Annotated in this window: 4 protein-coding genes; 2 read left to right on the plus strand and 2 right to left on the minus strand. The window is 74.7% G+C overall.

The features are described 5' to 3' along the window. Positions 1 to 133: 133 nt before the first annotated feature. Together ACFRFC_RS19165 and ACFRFC_RS19170 are read right to left on the minus strand one after the other, a co-directional pair. Positions 134 to 343, minus strand: coding sequence for an MbtH family protein (locus tag ACFRFC_RS19165; protein ID WP_382692330.1), 210 nt, complete (start codon positions 341 to 343; stop codon positions 134 to 136). Positions 344 to 448: 105 nt separating this feature from the next. Further along, on the minus strand, positions 449 to 19,318 hold the full coding sequence (locus ACFRFC_RS19170; RefSeq protein WP_382692329.1) for an amino acid adenylation domain-containing protein: 18,870 nt from the start codon (positions 19,316 to 19,318) through the stop codon (positions 449 to 451). A gap of 197 nt (positions 19,319 to 19,515) precedes the next feature. Between ACFRFC_RS19170 and ACFRFC_RS19175 the strand changes: the two genes are divergently transcribed. Together ACFRFC_RS19175 and ACFRFC_RS19180 are read left to right on the plus strand one after the other, a co-directional pair. Next, entirely contained in the window at positions 19,516 to 20,556 is a 1,041-nt protein-coding gene (locus tag ACFRFC_RS19175; protein ID WP_382692328.1) for a FecCD family ABC transporter permease, read from the plus strand. 178 nt (positions 20,557 to 20,734) lie between these two features. After that, the gene (locus ACFRFC_RS19180) at positions 20,735 to 21,844 is read left to right on the plus strand and encodes a FecCD family ABC transporter permease (RefSeq protein ID WP_382692327.1); all 1,110 of its coding nucleotides are present in this window, start codon (positions 20,735 to 20,737) and stop codon (positions 21,842 to 21,844) included. Positions 21,845 to 22,694 lie beyond the last annotated feature (850 nt).

The following is a 22,694-nucleotide window of genomic DNA, read 5'->3' on the forward strand; positions in this document are numbered from 1 at the left end:
GCCGGGGGCGGCGGTCGCGGGCTTTCTCCACACCAGGGTGCTCCCGCCGGGTTCCTGCCGCGGTCCGTCCGCAGGGGGGGGGGGGGCCCGACCCGCGCCCCCCCTCCCCCCTTCGTCGTGCTTCGGCGGACCGTCAGCCGTCCATGGACTCCGCGAGGCTGCGCGGGCGCATGTCGGTCCAGTGGGTCTCCACGTACTCCACGCAGGACGGCCGGGTCTGCGGGCCGTGGACCGTGCGCCAGCCGTCCGGCACCGCCACGAAGTCGGGCCACAGGCTGTGCTGGTTCTCGTCGTTGACCAGCACCAGATAGGTGCCGTCGGGGTCCTCGAACGGGTTGCTCATCTCGGTTCCTCTCCTTGTCTCCTTGTCGAAAACCCGGGGTGCCGCGGGTCCGGCCGGCCCGGCTCCACGGCCCCCGATGTCCCTGTCAGGTCAGGTCAGATCAGGTCACGGCCGGGACCCGCCCGCCCGCTCGACCAGCCCTTCCAGCGCGCGGAACCAGGTCTCGGCCAGATCCCGCACGGTGTCCGCGGACAGCAGTCCCTCCGCGTACGACCAGTGCGCGGCCAGCACCGGACCGTCCGCCCGGTCCTCGGTCACGACGTTGATCTCCAGCGCGTGACCCGCCCGCATCGCGCCCTCGGCGCCGATGTCCGCCGCGTCCTCCTCGGGCGCGTACGACCAGTCGGTCTCCTCGGGGATATCGAACCGGCCCAGGTAGTTGAACTCGATCCGGGGCGGTTCGTGGCCCGCCAGCACCTCCCGGGTGGCCGGGTCGAGGTGCCGCAGCAGGCCGTATCCGACGCCGCCGGCGGGCAGCGCCGCCAACTGCGCGCGCACCCGGCGCACGGCCTCCTCCGCCGCAGGGCCCCCGGCGAACGCGTCGGCCGCGGCGGCCGGGTCCAGTGGGCCGGGGTCGAGGCGGACCGGGTAGACGCTGGTGAACCAGCCGACGGTTCGGGACAGGTCGACGCTGTCGCCGCCGAGTTCCTCCTCGCGGCCGTGGCCCTCCAGGTCGACCAGCACGGAGGTGTCGGAGCCGCCGTGGCGGCGCCGCCAGTCGGCGAAGGCCAGGCCGAGGCCCGCGAGCAGGACGTCGTTGACGTCGGCGCCGAACGCGGCGGGCACGGAGGACAGCAGCGGCCCGGTCCGCTCGGCGGGGAGGCGCAGGGCGATCTCCCGGACGGTCGAGACGGTGTCCCGGTCGGGGTCGGGTGCGCGCAGCAGCGGGAACGGCTCGGTGCCGCCGTCCAGCACGGCCTGCCACACCGGGAGTTCCGCCTCGCGCGCCGGGTCCCGGGCCAGCTCCGTGAGCAGCCGGGACCAGGTGGCGAACGACGTGTCCACGGGCGCGAGCCGCACCGGCCGCCCGGCGGACACGTCCTGCCAGGCCGCCGCCAGATCCGGCAGCAGCACCCGCCACGACACGCCGTCGACCACCAGGTGATGGGCGAGCAGCAGCAGCCGTCCGGGCGCCTCGCCCGCGTCGCACCACACCGCCCGGACCATCACCCCGGCGTCCGGGTCCAGCGACGCCCGCGCCGCGTGCGCCCGTTCCCGGACCACCGCCTCCAGCGCCGACGCGTCCAGGCCGGTGACGTCCACCCGCTCGATCCAGCCGGCCGCGTCGACGGCCCCGGCGGGCGGCACGTGCAGCGACCAGTCCTCGGCGGATTCCCGCGAGGGCCGGACCAGGGTGGCCCGCAGCAGATCGTGCCGGTCGGCCAGCGCCTGGAGCACCGCCGTCAGGCCGGGCAGGTCCAGCGCGGCCGGGGTGCGTACCAGAGCCGACTGGTGGTACGAGGCGACGGGGCCGCCGAGTTCCCGCAGCCAGTGCATGACCGGGGTGAACGCGATCGTGCCCGTGCCGTCGTCCTGCGGGCGCGGCGCCGAGGTGTCCGTGTGCTCGGCGACCGCCGCGAGCGCCGCCACCGTGCGGTGCCGGAACACCAGCCGCGGGGTGATCCGCAGGCCCGCGGCCCTGGCCCGGCCCACCAACTGCATCGCGACGATGCTGTCCCCGCCCAGGACGAAGAAGTCGTCGTCCACGCCGATCCGCTCCAGCCCCAGCACCTGGGTGAAGACCGCGCCGAGCGCCTTCTCCCTGGGCGTTTCGGGTGCCCGGCCAACGGACAGGGCGGCGAAGTCGGGCGCGGGCAGCGCGGCCCGGTCCAGCTTGCCGTTGGCGAGCTGCGGGAACCGGTCCAGGACCAGTACCGCCGCCGGGACCATGTGGTCCGGCAGCCGCCCGCCGACGTGGGCGCGCAGCCCCGCCGGGTCCGGTGCCGTGCCGGGCGCCGGGACGACGTACGCCACCAGCTGCTTGCGCGGACCGTCCTCGCGGACCGTCACCAGAGCCTGGGCGACCGATGGATGAGCGGTCAGCGCGGATTCGATCTCGGCTGGCTCGATGCGGAAACCGCGGATCTTGACCTGGTCGTCGGCCCGGCCCAGGTAGTCGATGCGGCCGTCGGCGCTCCAGCGGGCCAGGTCCCCGGTGCGGTACAGGCGCGAGCCGGGCGGGCCGAAGGGGTCGGCCACGAACCGTTCGGCGGTCTGGCCAGGTGCGCCCAGATAGCCGCGGGCCAGCCCGCCGCCCGCCAGATACAGCTCGCCGGTCACGCCGGGCGGCACCGGTTGCAGCAGGCCGTCCAGGACATACGCGCGGGTTCCGGCCACCGGGCGGCCCACCAGCGGGCGTTCGCTGTCGCGGACCCGGGCCACCAGGGCGTCCACGGTGGACTCGGTCGGGCCGTAGAGGTTGAACGCCTCGGTGGCGCGCAGCCCGGCGAGCCGCTGCCAGAGCGCGGCCGACACCGCCTCGCCGCCCACGCCGACCACCGCGAGCGGGCAGTCGTCGCCCGCCAGCAGGCCGCCGTCCGCCAGCTGCGTGAACAGTGACGGGGTGACCTCCAGGAAGTCGAAGCGGTGCTCGCGCACGGCCGCCGCGAGGAGTTCGGCGTCGCGCCGGACCTCCTCGGACACGATGTGCACACAGTGCCCGTCCAGCAGCCACAGCTGCGGCTGCCAGGAGGCGTCGAAGAAGAACGACCAGGCGTGCCCGGCCCGCAGCTGCCGCCGCCCGGTCGCCTCGATCGCCGGGGCGTACAGGGTCTCGCGGTGGCTGTGGAAGAGATTGCCGAGCGTCTCATGGGTGACCACCACACCCTTGGGGCGTCCCGTGGAGCCCGAGGTATAGATGACATACGCCGGATGGCGGGGCGTCAGCGGGCTCGTCCGGTCGGCGTCCGTGAGGGCGTCCGCGTCCTGGGCGGCGATCTCGGCGGCCGTGTCAGGGGAGTCCAGCACCAGCAGGGGCGCACCCGACGGCAGCCCCGGGGCCAGCGCGCAGGTCGTCAGCGTCAGCACCGGGCCCGCGTCGGCCAGCACCTCCGCCGTGCGCTCCCCGGGCGCGTCCGGGTCGAGCGGCAGATACCCGGCGCCCGCTTTGTGCACCGCGAGGACGGCCACCAGGAAGCGCGCGGTACGCGGCAGCGCGAGGGCCACGAACCGCTCCGGGCCCGCCCCGTGCCCGACCAGCACCCGGGCCAGCCGGTTGGCCTCCGCGTCCAGTTCGGCGAAGGTCAGCTCCAGGCCGTCCGAGGCGACCGCGGGCAGCTCCGGATGGCGGCGCACCCGCTCCTCGAACAGCGCGGGCACGGTCGTCGGCGCGGCGAGCGCGGGCCGGGCGTGCAGCCCGGCGGTCAGCTCCCGCCGCTCCTCGGCGTCGAGGATGTCGATCCGCCCCAGCGACACGTCCGGGTCGGCGGTCACCGCCCGCAGGATCCGGCGCAGCCGGTCCGCGAACGACTGGGCCGTGGCGTGGTCGAACAGATCGGCGCTGTACTCCAGCACCCCGTCCACGCCGTCGCCGTCGGCGCGCGCCACGAAGTCGAAGGACAGATCGAACTTGGCGGTCGTGTGACCCACGTCGTCGCGCACCGACCGCAGCCCGGGCAGCAGCTCCGCCTCGCCCTCCCCGGCCGCCAGATACACCACCATCACCTGGAACAGCGGATGCCGGGCCAGCGAGCGCGCCGGGTTGAGGACCTCCACCAGCCGTTCGAACGGCACGTCCTGATGGTCGAACGCCGCCAGATCGGCTTCCCGCACCCGGGCCAGCAGCTCCTGGAAAGCCGGATCGCCGGAGACGTCCGTGCGCAGCACGAGCGTGTTGAGGAAGAACCCGACCAGGTCCTCCAGGGCGGCGTCGGTGCGGCCGGAGATCGGGCTGCCGAGCGGGATGTCGTCCCCGGCGCCCAGCCGGTGCAGCAGCGCCGCCACCGCGCTCTGGAGCACCATGAAGACCGTCACGCCGTGGTCGCGCGCCAGCCGCTCCAGACCCGCCGTGAGATCCGCGTCCAGCGACAGGTCCGCCGCGCCGCCCCGGTAGGTCGCCTCCAACGGGCGCGGCCGGTCCAGCGGCAGCGTCAGCTCCTCGGGCAGCCCCGCCAGCGCCCCCCGCCAGTGAGCGACCTGCCGGGCCGCCAGGCTCCCGGGGTCCGACTCGTCGCCCAGCACCTCCCGCTGCCACAGCGTGTAGTCGGCGTACTGGACCGGCAGCGGCTCCCACCCGGGCGCCCGCCCGGCCGTCCGGGCCGCGTAGGCCAGCGCCAGATCCCGGTGCAGCGGCCCCTGCGACCACTCGTCCCCGGCGATGTGGTGCAGCAGGATCAGCAGCGTCCAGTCCCGCTCACCGGTGCGGAACACATACACCCGCAGCGGGGGTTCACGATCCAGCGCGAACCCGTACGCCCCGGCCTCGGCCAGCCGCTCCGCGAGCCGCTCCCCGGCCACGTCCGCCACCTCGAAGGGGACGCTCACCTCGGGCAGCACCAGCTGACGGGCCCGGCCGTCGTCGTCCGGGAACACCGTCCGCAGCGTCTCGTGCCGGGCGGCCAGATCCCGCACCGCCGCCCGCAGCGCCCCGACGTCCAGCGCGCCGGTCAGCCGGAACGCGGAGGGGATGTTGTACGTCGCGCTGGGCCCCTCCAGCTGGTAGAGCACCCAGAGCCGCTGCTGGGCGGAGGACAGCGGCAGCAGCTCGGGCCGCACTCGGACCGAGGGCGCCGGACGGGTGCCGGACCCGCCCTCGGTGAGACGTTCCGCCAGCCCGGCCACCGTCGGCGCGTCGAAGACCGTCCGCAGCGACACCTCCGATCCGAAGGCCCGCCGGACGCCCGCGACCAGCCGCACCGCGAGCAGCGAATGACCGCCGAGCGCGAAGAAGTCGTCGTCCACACCGACCCGCTCCACGCCGAGGGTCTCCTCGAACAGGGCCGACAGGATGTCCTCGCGCGGGGTGCGCGGCCCGTTCGCCGCCGACCCGGTGAACGCGGGGGCGGGCAGGGCCCGGCGGTCCAGCTTGCCGTTGGCGGTGAGCGGCAGCGCCGCCAGGGTGACGAAGGCCGCCGGGACCAGTTGCTCGGGCAGCACGGCGGCGGTGTGGCGGCGCAGCTCCACCGGATCGGGCTCCTGCCCGGCGGCGGGGACGACATACGCCACCAGCCGCTCCTCGCGCGCGACCACCACGGCGTGGGCGACGCCCTCGTGCCGGGCGAGGACGGCCGCGGTCTCGCCGGGCTCGATCCGCACCCCGCGGATCTTGACCTGGTCGTCGGTGCGGCCCAGGAAGTCGAGCGTGCCCCCGGCGGTCCAGCGGGCCAGGTCGCCGGTGCGGTACATCCGGGTCCCGGGCGGCCCGTACGGGTCGGCGACGAACCGCTCGGCGGTCAGCCCGGGCCGGTCCAGATAGCCCCGCGCGAGCTGGACGCCCGCCAGATACAGCTCCCCGGCGACCCCGGGCGGCACCGGCCGCAGCGCCGCGTCCAGCACCAGCACCCGCGTGTTCCACACCGGGCGGCCGATCACCACCCGCCCGGCCCCGCGCTCCACCTCGATCGCCGTGACGTCCACGGACGCCTCCGTCGGCCCGTACAGGTTGTGCAGTTCGGCGGGCAGCACCTCGTGGAACCGCCGGGCCACCGCCACCGGCAGGGCCTCACCGCTGCACATCACCCGGCGCAGCCCGGTGCACCGCGCGGCGGCCTCCTCCGCCAGGAACGCCTGCAGCATCGACGGCACGAAGTGCGCGGTCGTGACGCCCTGTTCCCGGATCAGCGCGGCCAGATACGCCGGGTCCCGGTGGCCGTCGGGCCGGGCGACGACCAGCGCCGCCCCGGTGATCAGCGGCCAGAAGAACTCCCACACCGACACATCGAACCCGGCCGGTGTCTTCTGGAGCACCCGGTCCTCAGGCGTGAGCCCATAGGTGTCCTGCATCCACAGCAGCCGGTTGACGATGCCCTCCTGCGGCACGACCACCCCCTTCGGGCGCCCCGTCGAGCCGGACGTGTACAGCACATAGGCGGGCTGCGCGGGATCGTACGAGGACGGCAGCGTGCCCTCCGGTCCCTCGGGCAGTGCCCCGCTCACCACGCACACCGGACGGGCCTCCGCCAGCATCAGGTCCCGGCGCTCGTCCGGCAGGCCGGGATCGAGCGGCAGATAGGCGCCGCCCGCCCGGTGCACCGCCAGCAGCGCCACCACCAGGTCCACCGAACGCGGCAGCGCCACCGCCACCGTCCGCCCGGCCCGCACCCCGGCCCCGGCGAGCACCCGCGCGGTCCGCTCCACCCGCGCGTCCAGCTCCGCGTACGTCAGCCGCTGAGCGCCGGACACCAGCGCCACGGCGTCGGGCGTACGGGCCGCCTGCGCCGCGAACAGCTCCGGCAGGGTCACGTCCGGGACGGCACGGGCGGTGTCGTTCCAGCGCGCCAGGACCGCGTCCCGCTCGTCCGCGTCCAGCACCTCCAGCTCCCGTACCGGACGGTCCGGTTCGGCGGCCACCCGCGCCAGCAGCCGCGCGAGCCGGTCGGCCGTGCGCCGGGCCGTCGGGGCGTCGTAGAGGTCGGCCGCGTACTCCAGGAGCAGGGTGAGCCGGCCCGCCTCGTCGACGAAGGTGAAGTGCAGGTCGAACTTGGCCGCCCCGGTGTCCATGTCGAACCACTCGGTGTCCAGCCCCAGCACCTCCGGGTCGCCGTCGGGCCGCCAGTGGTAGCCCAGCATGACCTGGAACAGCGGGTTGCGGCCCGCCACCCGGGGCGGATTGACCGCCTCCACCACCTGGTCGAAGGGCAGGTCCTGCCGCTCGAACGCCTCCAGCGCCGCTTCCCGCACCCGCCCCAGCAGCCCCCGGAACGAGGGCGCCCCGGACAGATCGGTGCGCAGCACCAGCGTGTTGACGAAGAACCCGATCAGCTCGTCCAGGGCGTCGTCCGTACGGCCCGCGATGGGCGAGCCGAGCGGGATGTCGTCCCCGGCGCCCAGCCGGTGCAGCAGCGCCGCCGTGGCCGCCTGGAACACCATGAACATGCTGGTGCCGGTGGCCGAGGACAGCTCACGGAGCGCCGCCGCGACCTCCGCGTCCAGCTCCAGCCGGACCTTCCCGCCGCGCCCGGTGGGCCGCTCGGGACGGGCCCGGTCGGCGGGCAGCGCCAGCTCCTCCGGCAGGTCCCGCAGGACGCCGGTCCAGTGGGCGAGCTGCTCCGCGCCGACCTGGCCGAGCAGCGTCTCCTGCCACAGCGTGTAGTCGGCGTACTGCACGGGCAGCGCCGCCCACCCGGGCGTCCGGCCCGCCCGGCGGGCCGCGTAGGCGGCGCCGAGGTCGGTGAGGAACGGCCGGTCCGACCACTCGTCGGTGGCGATGTGATGCAGCACCAGCGCCACCACCTGGTCCTGTGCGCCCAGCCGGAACACCTCGGCCCGCACCGGAAGTTCGGCGCTCAGATCGAAGGGCCGCCGCTGGGCCGCCTCGATCAGCCCGGCCAGCTCCGCCTCGGCGCAGTCCACGACCCGGAACTCCGGGGCGGCCTCGCCCGGCCGCGCGATCCACTGGTACGGCTCGCCGTCCTCCTCCGGGAACCGCGTCCGCAACGCCTCGTGACGGTCGGCGACATCCGTGAGCGCCGCCCGCAGCGCGTCGACGTCGAGACGCCCGCGCAGCCGCACCACCAGCGGGAAGTTGTACGCGGCCCCGCCGCCGTCGATCCGCTCCACCAGCCACAGCCGCCGCTGCGCCGCCGACAGCGGGACGCGGGCGGGCCGTTCGACCGCCACCAGCGCCGGACGCGCGGGACGGCCGCTCTCCGCGCGCAGCGCCAGCGCCTCCGGCGTCGGCGCCTCGAACAGATCACGGATCGCCAGTTCGGCGCCCAGCTCGGTCCGGGCCCGGCTGATCAGCCGGGTCGCGAGCAGCGAATGACCGCCCAGGTCGAAGAAGTTGTCCTCCGCGCCCGTGCGGGGCAGCCCCAGCACCTCCGCGAAGAGCCGGCACAGCACCTCCTCGACGGGCGTGCGCGGTCCGCGCCCCGCCGACAGCGCCACCGCCGGTTCGGCGTCGGGCAGCGCACGGGCGTCGAGCTTGCCGTTGTCGTTCATCGGCAGCCCCGGCAGCACCACGAACGCCGCCGGGACCATGTAGCCGGGCAGCCGCCGCCCCAGGTCGTCCCGCAGCCGCCGGATGAGCGCGCTGTCCCCGCGCGAGGCCGTCGGCGTGTTCGCGTACGGCTCCTCACCCCGCTGGGGCCGGGCCCGGTGCAGGCCGGACGTCCGGCCGGGCCGGTCCGCCGGGACGAACACCGCGTCGAAGAACCCGGGCTCGTCCGACCAGGTGGTCAGCGCCCGGTATCCGCGCTCCGCCGCCAGCCGCCGTACGTCGTCCGGCTCCACGCCCGCCTCCGGCACCGGGCCGGAGTCCAGCGCCCGCAGCTCCGCGAGGTCGGCGGCGGTGCGCGCGTCCGGGATGCGGCGCACCCGCAGCGGGCCGGTGCCGTCCAGCCGGCCGGACAGCTCGGCGCTCCAGGGCAGTTCGGGGGCGTCCGCGACCTCCACGGCGTCCGCCGGGTCGGCGTACAGCACGACGTCGTACCGGTAGCGGGTCAGCTCGTTGTGGTGCCGCCCATCCTTGGTGCGCAGTTCGACGCCCACCCCGAGGGTGGCGAACCAGTCGGGGTCGACCAGGAGTTCCTTCTCCAGGGCCAGGCCACGGTCCACCGCCCGGCGCAGCGCCTCCCGGTCGGTGCCGGTGCCCGCGCGGGCGCGCTGGATGCCGGTCTGGAAGACCCGGGCCTGCCGCAGATCGCGCACGTCCCCGAGGAACAGGGCGCCGCCCGGCGCGAGCAGGCCCAGCGCACCCCGGATCACCTGGCGCAGATGCTCCAGGCTGGGGAAGTACTGGATGACCGAGTTGATGACGACGGTGTCGAAGTACCCGGACGGCAGTCCGTCGGTCACCTCGGCGCCCTGGCAGCGCAGTTCCACCCTGGCCGCCAGCTCCGCGTCCGCCTGGATCTCCGCGCTCAGCTTGGCGATCACCGGGGCGGCGAAGTCCGTCGCCCAGTACGCCTCGGCGTCCGGGGCCAGCCGGGACAGCAGCAGCCCCGAGCCGACGCCGATCTCCAGCACCCGGCGGGGCCGCAGCTCGCCGATCCGCTCGATGGTCGCCTCGCGCCACTCCCGCATGTGCTCCACCGGGATCGGCGCACCGTCGTAGGAGCTGTCCCAGCCCGCGAAGTCCTCCGTGAACAGGGCGGTGCCGATCTCGCTGTACTCGGCGGAGTAGATGTCCCGCCACTCCCCGATCTGGTCCCGCTCGGCCGCCCGGCGGGCCTCGGCGTCCGGCTCGGCGGGCACGACATACCCGATCAGCCGCTGGGTGCCGGGCGCCGCCGTGTCGTCACGGGCGAGCACGGCCGCCTGGGACACCTCCGGGTGCTGCGCCAGGACCGTCTCGATCTCGCCCAGCTCCACCCGGTACCCACGGATCTTCACCTGGTCGTCGGTGCGGCCCAAGAAGTCCAGATTGCCGTCCGGCCGCCGCCGCACCAGGTCGCCCGTGCGGTACATCCGCTCACCGCGCAGCCCGTACGGATCGGCCACGAACCGCTCGCCGGTCAGCCCCGGCCGCTCCAGATAGCCGCGCGCCAGACCCACACCCGCGATGTACAGCTCACCCGCCACCCCGTCCGGCACCGGCCGCAGCCAGGCGTCCAGGATCCGCGCCCGGGTGGCCCGGATGGGCCGCCCCACGGTCGGCGTGGCACTGTCGTCGGTGCCGCCGCCGAGGGTGTTGATCGTGTACTCGGTCGGCCCGTACAGGTTGTAGCCGTACGTCCCCTCGGTGTCCCGCAGGGTGTTCCACACCGTCTCGGTGACCGCCTCGCCGCCCAGCAGCACCAGCGGCGGCCGGTGCCCCTCCAGCAGGCCCTCCTCGATGAGGAGATGGGCGTACGTCGGTGTCACGTTCACCACGTCGACGCGGTGCTCCTCGCAGTACGCCACCAGCGCGGTCGCGTCCCGCCGCAGCTCCTCGTCACAGATGTGCACCTCGTGGCCCTCGACCAGCCACAGCAGCTCCTCCCACGACATGTCGAACGCGAACGACACGGTGTGCGCGATCCGCAGCCGCCGCCCGCCCGCCGCCGCGATCGCCGGGGCGAAGATCTCCTTCTGGTGGTTCAGCTGCATGTTCGTCAGCCCGGCGTACGGCGTCACCACACCCTTGGGACGGCCCGTGGAACCGGACGTGTAGATCACGTACGCCGGGTGGTCCAGGCTGAACGACACCTCCACGGCCGCCGCCGACAGCCCCGCCAGCTCGGCCGTCACCTCCGCGTCGTCCAGCAGCACCCTCGGCGTGTCCCCGGTCAGCGTGCGCGACACGGCCGCCGTCGACAGCAGGAGCAGCGGACGGGCGTCGGCCAGCGTGGCCGACAGCCGCTCGGCCGGATGGTCCAGCTCCAGCGGCAGATACGCGGCCCCGGTGCGCAGCACCGCGAACAGCGCCACCACCATGTCGATCGACCTCGGCAGCCCCAGCGCCACCACCCGCTCCGGCCCGGCCCCCCGCGCGATCAGCAGCCGCGCCATCCGGTTGCAGGCCGCGTCGAGTTCGGCGTACGTCACCGTCCGCGCCCCGAACACCAGCGCCGTCGCGTCGGGCGTCCGGGCCGCCTGCGCCGCCAGCAGATCGGCGACCGTCTCGTGCGGCACCGGCTGCCGCTGCCCGGCGTCCTCGCGGGCCAGCGCGGCGGCCTCGGCGGGCAGCAGCGCGTCCAGCGACCCGACGGCGGCCGACGGATCGGCGACCAGCCGCCCGACCAGCAGCACGAACCGGTCCAGGAGCGCCCCGGCGTACGGCCCCTCCAGCAGGTCCGGCCGGTAGGCGAGGGTCACCCGGACCCGCTCGCCCGGCGTGATCACCAGGTTCGCCGGGTAGTGCGTGGCGTCCACATTGGCCACGGCCCTGGCCCCGTGCCGCTCCCGCAGCTCCGCGAGCCGCTCGTCGCTGTCGGCGTTGCGCAGCACGAACAGCGTGTCGAACAGCCGCCGGTGCCCGGTCTGGGCCTGGAGCACCCCGAGCCCCAGATGCTCGTACGGCATCACCGCGAGCCGCTCGCCCTGCACCCGCCGCAGCAGCTCCAGCACGGGCTCGCGCGGGTCGAAGGCGATCCGGGCGGGGACGGTGTTGAGGAACATGCCGATGACGTTCTCGACGTCCGGCACCTCGCTCGGCCGGCCCGCGACGGTCGTACCGAACGCGATGTCGGTCCGGCCCGTCACCCCCGCCAGCACCAGCCCCCAGGCCGCATTGAGCACGGTGTTGAGGGTCAGCCCGTGCCGCCGTGCGGTCTCCCGCAGCCGCCCGGCCACCGACGCGTCGAGCACCGCGTCCAGCTGGACCGGGATCACCGGTTCCAGCCCCCGGTCCTGCACCGCCGGAACCAGCAGCGTCGGTTCCTCGAAACCGGCCAGCGCCGCACTCCACGCCCGCCTCGCCGACCCGTCGTCCTGCCGCTCCAGCCAGCTCAGATAGTCCCGGTACGCGCCGGGCTGCGCGAGCCCCGCCGGGTCACCGCCGCTCTCGTACAGCGCGAAGAGCTGGTCCAGGAACAGCCAGGCCGACCAGCCGTCCCACAGGATCAGATGACGGCCGATCACCAGCCGGTCGCCGCGCCCGGCACCGAGCCGCACCAGCAGCATCCGGAACAGCAGCGGACGGGACAGGTCGAAGCGGCGGGAGCGCTCCTCGTCCAGCAGTTCCCGCAGCCGCCGGTCCTGCTCGTCGGGGGCGAGGCCCGACAGATCCGCCTCGGTCAGCGGGATCTCGGCGCCGTCCCCGGCCACGATGAACTGCACCGGCTGGCGCAGCCCCTCGCTGGTGAACCCGGCCCGCAGGCTCGGATGACGCTCCAGCAGGGTGCGGGTCGCCGCCAGCAGCCGCCCGGTGTCCACCGGTTCGGCGAAGTCGAACGACTCGTGGACCGTGTAGACGTCGAGCGCCCCGTCGTCGTACGTGGAGTGGAAGAACAGCCCCTCCTGGAGGGGCGCGAGCGGCCACACGTCCTCGATCCGGCCGGGCGCCAGCCGCTCGACGCGCCCGCGCTCCTCGTCGCTGAGCGCGAACTCGGAAGCGGGGGCGGCGCTCTCCTCGGTGACGGCGGCGGCCGTCGCGAGGGCGGCGGGGGTGCGGTGCTCGAAGACATCGCGCGGATCGACCGCGAGACCCGCCCGGCGGGCCCGGCTGGACACCGCGATCGAGCTGATGCTGTCGCCGCCGAGCAGGAAGAAGTCGTCGTCGGCCCCGATGTCCGGGAGCTTGAGGACGGCACCGAAGATCTCCGTCAGCACCTGCTCACGCGGGCTCTGCGGGGCGCGCGCGGCGGCCCGTACGGCCTGCGGCGCGGGCAGTGCGGCCCGGTCCAGCTTGCCGCTCGGAGTGAGCGGCAGCGCGTCGAGCACCACCCACGCGCCGGGCACCATGGGCGCGGGCAGCCGGTCCGTGAGCGCCTCGCGCAGCTCCGTCGCTTCTGTGGGCACGGACAGCACCAGATACGCCACGAGCGTGTCGTCCCGTACGGTGACCGCCGCCTGCGCGACCTGGGGCAGCCCGGTCAGCGCGGCCTCGATCTCGCCGGGCTCGATCCGGTTGCCGCGCAGCTTGACCTGCCGGTCGGTGCGGCCCAGATACTCGATCACCCCGTCCGCCCGGCGCCGCACCAGGTCCCCGGTCCGGTACATCCGCCCGCCGCGCGGGCCGTACGGGTCGGCCGTGAACCGCTCGGCGGTCAGCGCCGCCCGCGCGTGATAGCCCCGCGCCAGCTGCACACCCGTCAGATACAGCTCACCGGGCACCCCGTCGGGCACCGGCCGCAGGCAGGAGTCGAGCACCCGCAGCCCGGTGTTCCACACCGGCCGCCCGATCGCCACCGACGTGCCCTGCTCCCCGTCCTCCGGGTCGTAGGGGTGGAAGGTGACATCGACGGCCGCCTCGGTCGGGCCGTACAGGTTGTGCAGCGGTACGCCGGTCAGTTCCCGCCAGCGCCGCGCGGCGCCCGTGGGCAGCGCCTCGCCGCTGCTGAACACCCGGCGCAGCGACGCCGCCCAGGCCGGGTCGGCACGCACCTCGTCGTGCTGGAGGAACGCCTCCAGCATCGACGGCACGAAGTGCAGGGTGGTGATCCGCTCGCGCCGGACCAACTCGGCGAGATACGCCGGGTCCCGGTGGCCGTCGGGACGGGCGAGGACCACGGCGGCGCCCTCCAGGAGCGGCCAGAAGAACTCCCAGACGGAGACATCGAAACTGGACGGTGTCTTCTGGAGCACCCGGTCGTCCCCGCGCAGCCCGTACGCGCCCTGCATCCACGCCAGCCGGTTGCCGATCGCCCGGTGGGTGACGATCACGCCCTTGGGGCGGCCGGTGGAGCCGGAGGTGTAGATGAGGTAGGCGGGGTCGTCGGGGTGGGTGGTGCGGGTGGGGCGCAGCGGTATGGGCCGGGGCCCGTGGTCCTCCCCGTCGAGCAGCAGGACGGCCGTGTCCGGTGACATGGGCAGCCGGTGCGCGCTGTCGCCGAGCGCGATGACCGTGCGGGCCCCCGAGTCGGCGAGCATGTGGGCCACCCGGTCCGCCGGGTAGTCCAGGTCGAGCGGCAGATAGGCCGCCCCGGACCTGAGCACGCCCAGCAGGGCGACCATCAGCTCCGCCGAACGCGGCACGGCGACGCCGACGAAGGCGCCGGGACCCGTGCCCCGCGCGCGCAGCCGGTCCGCGAGTTGCCCGGCGCGGGCGTCGAGTTCGGCGTACGTGAGCCGCTGACCGGCGTGGACGACGGCGAGGGCGTCCGGGGTGCGGGCGACCTGGGCCGCGAACGCCTCGGCCAGGGTGGTCTCCGGGACCGGGCGGTCCTCGCCCGCCGGATGCGCGGTGAGCGCCTCGTCGGGGGTGAGCAGGTCGATCGAGGCGGCGGTGCGGGACGGGTCGGCGGCGATGGCCGCCAGGATCCGGGTCAGCCGGTCACCGAGCGCGCGGGCGGTGTCACCGTCGACGCGGTCCGTGTGGTGCTTGAGCCGCAGATCGAGGCGGCGGCCGGGCCTGACGACCAGGGCGAGGGGATAGTGCACGGTGTCGTGGAAGGTGTCGCCGGTGATCCGGATCCGGCCCGCCGGGTCCGTGAGGCCGGTCGCGGCGGGATAGTTCTCGAACACCACGAGGGTGTCGAAGAGTTCGCCCCGGCCCGCGTGGCCCGACAGCCGCTGGATCTCCGCCAGCCCCAGATGCTGGTGGTCCAGCAGCCGGGCCTGCTCCTCCTGGAGCCTGGTCAGCAGTTCGGCGAGCGGGGTGGCGGGCGTCCAGCGGAAGCGGGTCGGCAGGGTGTTGATGAACAGGCCCACCATCGCGGCGATGCCGTCCACCTCGCTGTCCCGGCCGGACACCGTCGTACCGAACACCACGTCGTCACGGCCCGTCAGCCGCCCGAGCAGCAGCCCCCAGGCCGTCTGCACGACCGTGCCGAGGGTGACCCCGTGCGCGCGGGCCCGCTCGGCGAGCCGGGCGGTGATCTCCTCGTCCAGCTCCACCCTGACCTGCGCCGGACGGACGGCGGTCCCGTCGGCGGGGGTGTTGGCGGGGATGTCGGTGGGGGTGTCCACCAGCCGGGTCGGCTCGTCCAGCCCGGCCAGCGCGGTGCGCCACACGGCGTGCGCCGCGTCCTCGCCCTGCGTCTGCCGGGTCCCCAGGCGGCGCAGGAAGTCGCGGTACGGCGTGACGGGCGCCAGCGCGGGGGCGTCCGTGCCGTAGCAGGCCATCAGCTCGCGGTGCAGCACCGGCAACGACCAGCCGTCGGCCACGATGTGATGGAAGGTCAGCACCAGCCGGCTGTGGCCCGCGTCCAGCCGGACCAGGGTGCAGCGCAGCAGCGGAGGCGCGCTCAGGTCGAAGCCCGCCGCGCGTTCCTCCGCCGCGACGGCCTCGCTCAGGGCGGGCCGCAGGGCGTCGTCCCGGGTCGACAGGTCGACCTCGCGCCAGGGGAGTTCGGCGCCTTCGGTGATGATCTGGACCGGCGTGCCGTCGGGGCGGGCGCGGAAGGCGGCGCGCAGGGGTGCGTGCCGGTCCAGCAGCCGCTGGGCCGCTAGGCGCAGGGCCGGGCCGTCGACCGGGCCCGCCAGGTCCAGGACCTGCTGGACGACATAGGCGTCGGCGCCGGTCAGGGCGTGGAAGTAGAAGCCCTGCTGGAGCGGGGTGAGCGGCAGCAGTTCGGCGACGGCGAGCGGGCGGCTGCCCTGGATCTCGGCGAGTTCGGCCGCGCCGAGCGCGATCAGCGGCTGGTCGGCGCCGGGCGCCTGCTCCTCCGTACGGTCCGTGGCGGCCCGGGCCAGGGCCTCGGCCGTGCGGTGCCGGAACACGTCCCGGGCGGTCAGCCGCAGGCCCGATTCACGGGCCCGGATGAGGAGCTGGATCGCGCTGATGCTGTCGCCGCCGAGGGCGAGGAAGTCGTCCTCGGCGGTCACCGAGTCCAGCCGCAGCACCTCGGCGTACAGCGCGCACAGCAGCTTCTCGCGGGGGGTGCGCGGGGGACGGCCGGAGCTGAGCGCCGCGTAGTCGGGCGCGGGCAGCGCGTGGGCGTCGATCTTGCCGCTGGGGGTGACGGGCAGCGCGTGCAGCGGCACGAACGCCGACGGCACCATGTGGTCCGGCAGCCACTCCGCCGCGTGTGCGCGCAGGGTCCGCATCAGGGCGGCCGGGTCCCGGAAGGGCGCGGGACGGTTGGCGTGCGGGAAGACACCGGAGGGCCGGTAGGCGCCGGCCGGCGGGGCGTCCAGGGCGAGCAGGGCGTCGAAGGAGCCGTCGTCGGCGCCGCCGGTCCAGGTCAGCGCCGCGTGGTAGCCGTGCTCCCCGGCGAGGGCGTGCACGTCCTCGGGGTCGGCGCCGGGCGCCGCCTCGTGGCCGCGGCCCTCAAGCCGCCGCAGATCGGCGAGGTCGTCGGTGAGACGGGCGTTGGGGATGCCGGTGAGGCGCAGGCGCCGGGGACGGGCGGTCAGCAGGTCGGCGAGGCCGGGCAGGCCGCCGGTCGCGGACCAGTGGACCTCGGTCTCGTCCGGAGCGTGGGCCGCCGGGCGTTCGTGGCCGGGCCCGGCGGCGTCGCCCCGCACCGGCTCGGCGGGCCGCAGGACGACGTCGTACCGGTAGCGGCTCAGCTCGTTGTGATGGGCCGCCCGCTTGATCCGGATGTCGGCCGTGAAGCCGTCGAGGGACGCGAAGAGGTCGGGGTCGAGGAGGAGTTCGCCCTCCCAGCGCACGGACCGCTCCACGGCCGCCCGCAACGCGCCCTTGTCGTCGCTGCCGTCGCTCCCGTCGTGGACTTCGTCCGTCCTGCGGGTCTCCACTGCGGCCCGCAGGGTGCGCAGCAGCCGCAGATTGCGCAGGTCGCCGAGGAAGATCCGGCCGCCGGGGGCGAGCAGCGCGGCGGCCTTGCGCACGACGTCCACGAGGTAGTCGGCGGAGGGGAAGTACTGGGCGACGGAGTTGATGACGACCGTGTCGAAGTGCCCGGCGGGCAGGCCCTCGGTGTCATGGGCGGGGCGGGCGCGCAGTTCGACCCGGCCCGCGAGATCCGGATCGGCGGCGACCTGGGCCCGCAGGGCGTCGACGGCCCGCTGGGACAGGTCGGTGCCCCAGTACGACTCGCAGTCCGGGGCCAGCCGGGACAGGATCAGCCCGCTGCCGACGCCTATCTCCAGCACCCGGCGCGCCGGACCGGACCCACGGATACGGTCCACCGTCGCCGCACGCCACTCGCGCATCTCCTCGACGGGGATGGGCGTGCCGTCGTACATGCTGTTCCAGCCCGCGAAGTTCTCCCGGAAGCTGTCCGAACCGGCGGCGCTGTAGAGGAGTTCGTGCAGTTCCTTCCACTCCTCGACGCGGGCGGTGGAGGAGTCCTCGCGCGGGGCGTCCAGGGCGGGCACGACATAGGCGGCGAGGCGGCGGTCGCCGGGGCGGTCCTCGCGGGCGACGACGGTGACCTGGTCGACGGCCGCATGGCCGCGCAGCACCGACTCGATCTCGCCCGGCTCGATCCGGAAGCCCCGGATCTTGACCTGCGTGTCCGCCCGGCCCAGGAAGTCCAGCCGCCCGTCCGCGCGCCGGCGCACCAGGTCGCCGGTGCGGTACAGCCGCTCGCCGGGGGCGCCGAACGGGTCGGCGACGAACCGCTCGGCGGTCAGGCCCGGTCGGCCGAGATAGCCCCGGGCCAGCCCGGCGCCACCGAGATACAGCTCACCCGTCACCCCGGCGGGCACCGGCCGCAGGAAGGCGTCCAGGACGTACGCGCGGGTGCCGGGGTCGGCGACCCCGATCGGCACGATCGCGCCAGCCGGGGTGTCCGGGTCGCACCGGCCGAGGGTCGAGTTGGTGGTCGCCTCGGTCGGCCCGTACGCGTTGAACATCATCCGCCCGCGCGCGTACCGCCCCACCAGCTCCGGCGACACCCGCTCGGTCCCGGCCAGCAGGGTGGCCTCCGGCGGGAGGCGGACATCGTCCGGGAGAGCGGCGAGCAGCGCGGGCGGCAGGATCATGAAGGTGATGCCGTGCGCGTGCGCGTAGTCGGCGAGCGGCGCCCCGGGCACCCGCCGCTCGGCCGGTACGACGACCAGCCGGCCGCCCGACAGCAGCCCCAGGCACAGATCCCAGAACGCCACGTCGAAACTGGGCGACGCGAATTGCAGGACCCGGCTGTGCGCGCCGATCCCGAACCGCTCCACCTGGGTGGCCAGGAGTTTCGCCACCCCGGTGTGCGCGAGGACGACCCCCTTGGGGCGGCCGGTCGAGCCGGAGGTGTAGATGACGTAGGCGGCGTTCAGGACCGTGAGGGGGGTGCCCCGGTCGGTGTCGGTGGGGTCGTGGGCGGGACGGGCCGCCAGATCGGCCGCCGCACCGGGGGAGTCCAGCTCCAGGACGGACATGCCGTCCTGCTCCGGCAGGTCGCGGGCGGTCTCCGCCGTGGTGACCATGCAGCTGGGGCGGGCGTCGCCGAGCATGTAGGCGATCCGGTCGGCCGGGTAGTCGTGGTCGACGGGCAGATAGGCCGCGCCCGACTTCAGCACGGCGACCTCGGCGACGATCAGCTCGATGGAGCGCGGCAGCGCCAGGGCGACGATGCGCTCGGGTCCGGCGCCGCGCGCGAGCAGGGCGTGCGCGAGCCGGTTGGCGCGCGCGTCCAGCTCGGCGTACGTCAGCTCCTCGTCCTCGAAGACCAGGGCCACGGCGTCGGGGCGGGCGCGGACCTGCTCGGCGAAGAACGCGGGCCAGGTCAGGGCCGGGACGGTGTGCCCGGTGTCGTTCCAGCCGTGGACGACCTGCCGGTGCTCGTCCTCGGTCATCAGGGCGAGCCGGGCGACGGGGGTGTCCGGACGGGCCACGGCGTCCGTGAGCAGCGTGCGGTAGTGGGCGAGGATCCGGTCGGCGGTGGCCGCGTCCAGCAGGGCGGGGGCGTAGCGGAGCCGGGCCGTGCCGTCCCGGACGTCGAGATGCAGGTCGACCGGGCCGGGCAGTTCGCCCACGGGCCGGGCGGCGGTGGAGAACGCGGTGTTGCAGAAGAGGCCGCCGCCCCGGGTGGGGGCCGGGCGCAACTCGTCGACCAGCAACTCGACCGGGACCCGGTGGCTCTGCGCGTCCTCCCAGACCTGGGCCGCGCGCAGTGTCAGTTCGGCGAAGTCCGGCTCGTGCTCAAGGGACACCCGCACCGGCAGCCCGTCGTGGCCGACCGTGAGGTCCGTGGCGCCGCTGTAGTGGTGCAGCAGGGCCAGGAAGGCCGCGAAGAGCTGTGGATCGGGGGCGGCCGGGAGACCGGTCAGAGTCCGGGTCTCCCGCTCCGCTCCGGGCTCCGGCGGATGGGGCCGGTCCGCGGGGAGAGAGATCTCCAGCGGGAGCGGGGTGAGCAACCGCCGCCAGTAGGTCAGTACTTCCTCGGAACCGCACACGGCCGCGTGCCTCCCCAGCAGGTCGTTCCCGGCCCTGGGCCGGGGATCGCCGACATACTAAGGTAAGGGTTACCTAATTCCCAGGGGTGTCCATCGTGGTCACCCTCGGGGCGGGGGTGCGGGCGGGCACGTCCTGGAGTTCTCGTCCTGTGGTTCTCCCCCTACAGTTAAGGTAAGCCTCATCAAAGGAAGTTCACGTGGGGACCTCAGCGGTCCGGGCGGCGAAAGGCCCCCGCGCAGTACTTTTGCTCGCCTCCTCGGGCGCGGCGCTGCTCGTGCTCTGCGCGCTCTCGATGGCGTTCGGCGCGCTCAGCGTGCCGCTCGACCAGGTCGTGCACACCTTGCTCGGCGACGCGCCCAGCGCCCGTATCGACACGGTCATCTGGAACGTCCGGCTGCCGCGCACCCTGCTCGGCCTGTCGACCGGCGCCGCGCTCGGACTGTCCGGCGCGCTCATGCAGGCCCTGACCCGCAATCCGCTGGCCGACCCCGGCATTCTCGGGGTGAGCGCGGGCGCCGCCTTCGCCGTCGTCCTTGCGGTCGGCGTCATCGGTGTCAGCTCGCTCTACGGCTACATCTGGTTCGCGTTCGGTGGGGCGATGGCCGCGAGCGTGCTGGTCTACTTCCTCGGCGGCCTCGGCCGCTCGGGCAGCACGCCGGTCAAACTCGCCCTCGCGGGCGTCGCGATGACATCCCTGCTGTTCTCGCTGACCAGCGCCATCGCGCTCACCGACCCCGACGCGCTCAACCGCTACCGGTTCTGGTCGGCGGGCTCCCTGGCCAACCAGAACGAGGAGGTGCTGATCCGGGTCCTGCCGTTCCTGTGCGTCGGCGCCCTGTTCGCCATCGCCTGCGCGCCCGCCCTCAACAGCCTCGCCCTCGGCGACGACGTGGCGAAGTCCCTCGGCCTGAAGATCGGGCTGATCCGCGTCCAGGGCGTGATCGCTGTGACCCTTCTCACCGGAGGGGCGGTCGCCGTCATCGGCCCGGTGGTCTTCGTCGGCCTGGTCGTCCCGCACATCGCCCGCGTCCTCACCCAGTACGCCCGCATCGGCCCCGACCAGCGCTGGATCCTGTTCCTCTCGGCGATCCTCGCTCCCTGTCTGCTGCTCTCCGCCGACATCGTCGGCCGCCTGATCGCCCGCCCCATCGAAGTCCAGGCCGGCATCCTCGTCGCCTTCATCGGCGGCCCGTTCTTCATCGCGATGGTCCGCCGCCGGCGATTGGCGGAGCTGTGAGGGCGGGGGCTGTGACGGGGGGTGTGGCCGGGCCCGGTGTGTCTGCGGCATGGGGCGTGGCGGGTGTCCGGTCACCCGTGAGTCGCTCGGCGCGTACTTCCTTCCCGCCCGCGTCCCCGGCGACCGGGAACCATCACCAGAGCCCCCCTCCGGCCGAACCCCGTGAAGCGGTGACCCCATGAAGACCGAACTCGTGCCGCCGCCGGGCCACCAGGACACCGCCGCCCCTGACCGGCCCCGGCGCTCTGCGGACCGGGTCACCTTCCGGCTGCCGTTCCCGCCCGTCTCCGGCGTCCTGCGGCTCAGGATGGCCGCCGTGTGCCTGGCGCTGGCGGCGCTCACCTTCCTCGCGTTCTGTGTCGTGGTGTCCGTCGGGGACATCTCGCTGTCGCTCGGCGAGGTCGTGCGGGCCCTCTTCGGGGGCGGTGACCCCGGCACCGAGCTGATCGTGCACGAACTGCGGCTGCCGCGCGCCCTGGCCGGACTGCTCGTCGGGATCGCCTTCGGGGTCTCCGGCGCGCTCCTCCAGACCATGACCCTCAACCCGCTGGCCAGCCCCGACATGATGGGCATCACCCAGGGCGCCGGGACGGCCGTGGTCGCGGGCATCGTGCTCGGCTGGGACGGCGGCCTCGGCACCCAGGGCCTCGGCCTGGCCGGGGCGCTGACCGCGGCGGCCCTGGTGTACGTCCTGGCCTGGAAACGCGGCACCACCGGCTACCGCATCGTCCTCGTCGGCGTCGGCATCGCCTGGATCTGCACCAGCTGCACCGACTACCTCATGGCCAACGGCCAGCGCTTCCAGGCCCAGGCCGCGCTCGGCTGGCTGGTCGGCAACCTCAACGGCCGCACCTGGGACCAGATCGCCCCGCTCGCGCTCGCCATGGCCGTCCTGATCCCGGCGGCCCTGCTGTTCGGCCACCAACTGCGCACCCTGCAACTCGGCGACGACGTCGCCCGGGGCCTGGGCACCCGGGTGCAGACCGTACGGGTCGCCGTACTGCTCATCTCCGTGGGGCTGGTCGCCTTCGGCACCGCGACCGCCGGGCCGATCGCGTTCGTCGCCCTCGCCGCACCCCAGGTCGCCCAGCGCCTGACCGGCACCGCCGTACCCCCACCCGTGGCCGCGGGTCTGACCGGCGCGCTCATGGTGCTGGTGTCCGACCTGATCGCCCGCAAACTCATCCCGGACACGGAACTGCCGGTCGGGGTCGTCACGGGCGTGCTGGGCGCCCCCGTACTGCTGTGGCTGCTCGTCCGCGCCAACCGCGCGGGTTCAGGAGGCTGAAGACGTGTCATCGACGTACCAGGGCCCTACCGGGGGCCATGACCTGCACAAGGGGTCGCCCGAGGACGCCGGGGCGGGCGGGGGGCGGGCGGGGGATGCCGCGGATGCCGCTCGCTTGCCGGAGGGGGGGCTTGCGGCGGAGGGCGCGCGTCCGGCGGAGGGTGCTCGTCCGGGGGGCGGATTGGCGGGGGTGTCGGCGGAGGGAGTCCGTCCGGCGGGGGTGTCGGCGCAGGGTGCTCGTCCGCAGGACGGGTCGGTGGAGGCGTCGGACCTGGGTGCTCGTCCTCCGGAGGGGGCGGCTGACGGCCTCCCGGGGTTGCCCGAGGGCGCCGGGGTGGGCGAGGGGCGGGCCGGGGATGGCGCTCGCTTGCCGGAGGGCGCGCGTCCGGCGGAGGGTGCTCGTCTGCGGGGCGGGTTGGCGGGGGTGTCGGCGGAGGGAGTCCGTCCGGCGGGGGTGTCGGCGCAGGGTGCTCGTCTGCAGGACGGGTCGGCTGAGGCGTCGGCCCAGGATGCTCGTCCCCCGGAGGGGCCCGCTGACGGCCCCCCGGCGGGCCAGGGGCGGGCGGAGGACGCCGGCCGGTCGCCCGAGGCACAGGCGGGCGCCGCCCGCGCACCCCAGGTTCACCCGCACGCCGAGACGCAGGCCCGGAGCGAGGCCCCAATCCCGGCGCAGGCTGAACCCAATGCCCAACCCGACGCGCAGGCTCAACCCAGCGCTCAACCCGACGCCCGGGCCCACCCCGACCCCCACGCCCACCCCGACGCGAACGCCCAAACTCCCGTCCAGACCCACGAGAAGGCCCCTCAGCCGTCCAACGGCCGGGCCGCCGGGCCCGATCTCCGGGCCGAG

It is taken from the genome of Streptomyces sp. NPDC056734, assembly GCF_042790455.1.
In the GTDB taxonomy this organism is placed as follows: Bacteria; Actinomycetota; Actinomycetes; order Streptomycetales; family Streptomycetaceae; genus Streptomyces.

What these genes read in the sequence shown, in the direction of transcription:
- ACFRFC_RS19180 (WP_382692327.1), top strand. Translation starts at nt 20,735, where the DNA reads ATGAAGACCGAACTCGTGCCGCCGCCGGGCCACCAGGACACCGCCGCC.
- ACFRFC_RS19165 (WP_382692330.1), bottom strand. Translation starts at nt 343, where the DNA reads ATGAGCAACCCGTTCGAGGACCCCGACGGCACCTATCTGGTGCTGGTC.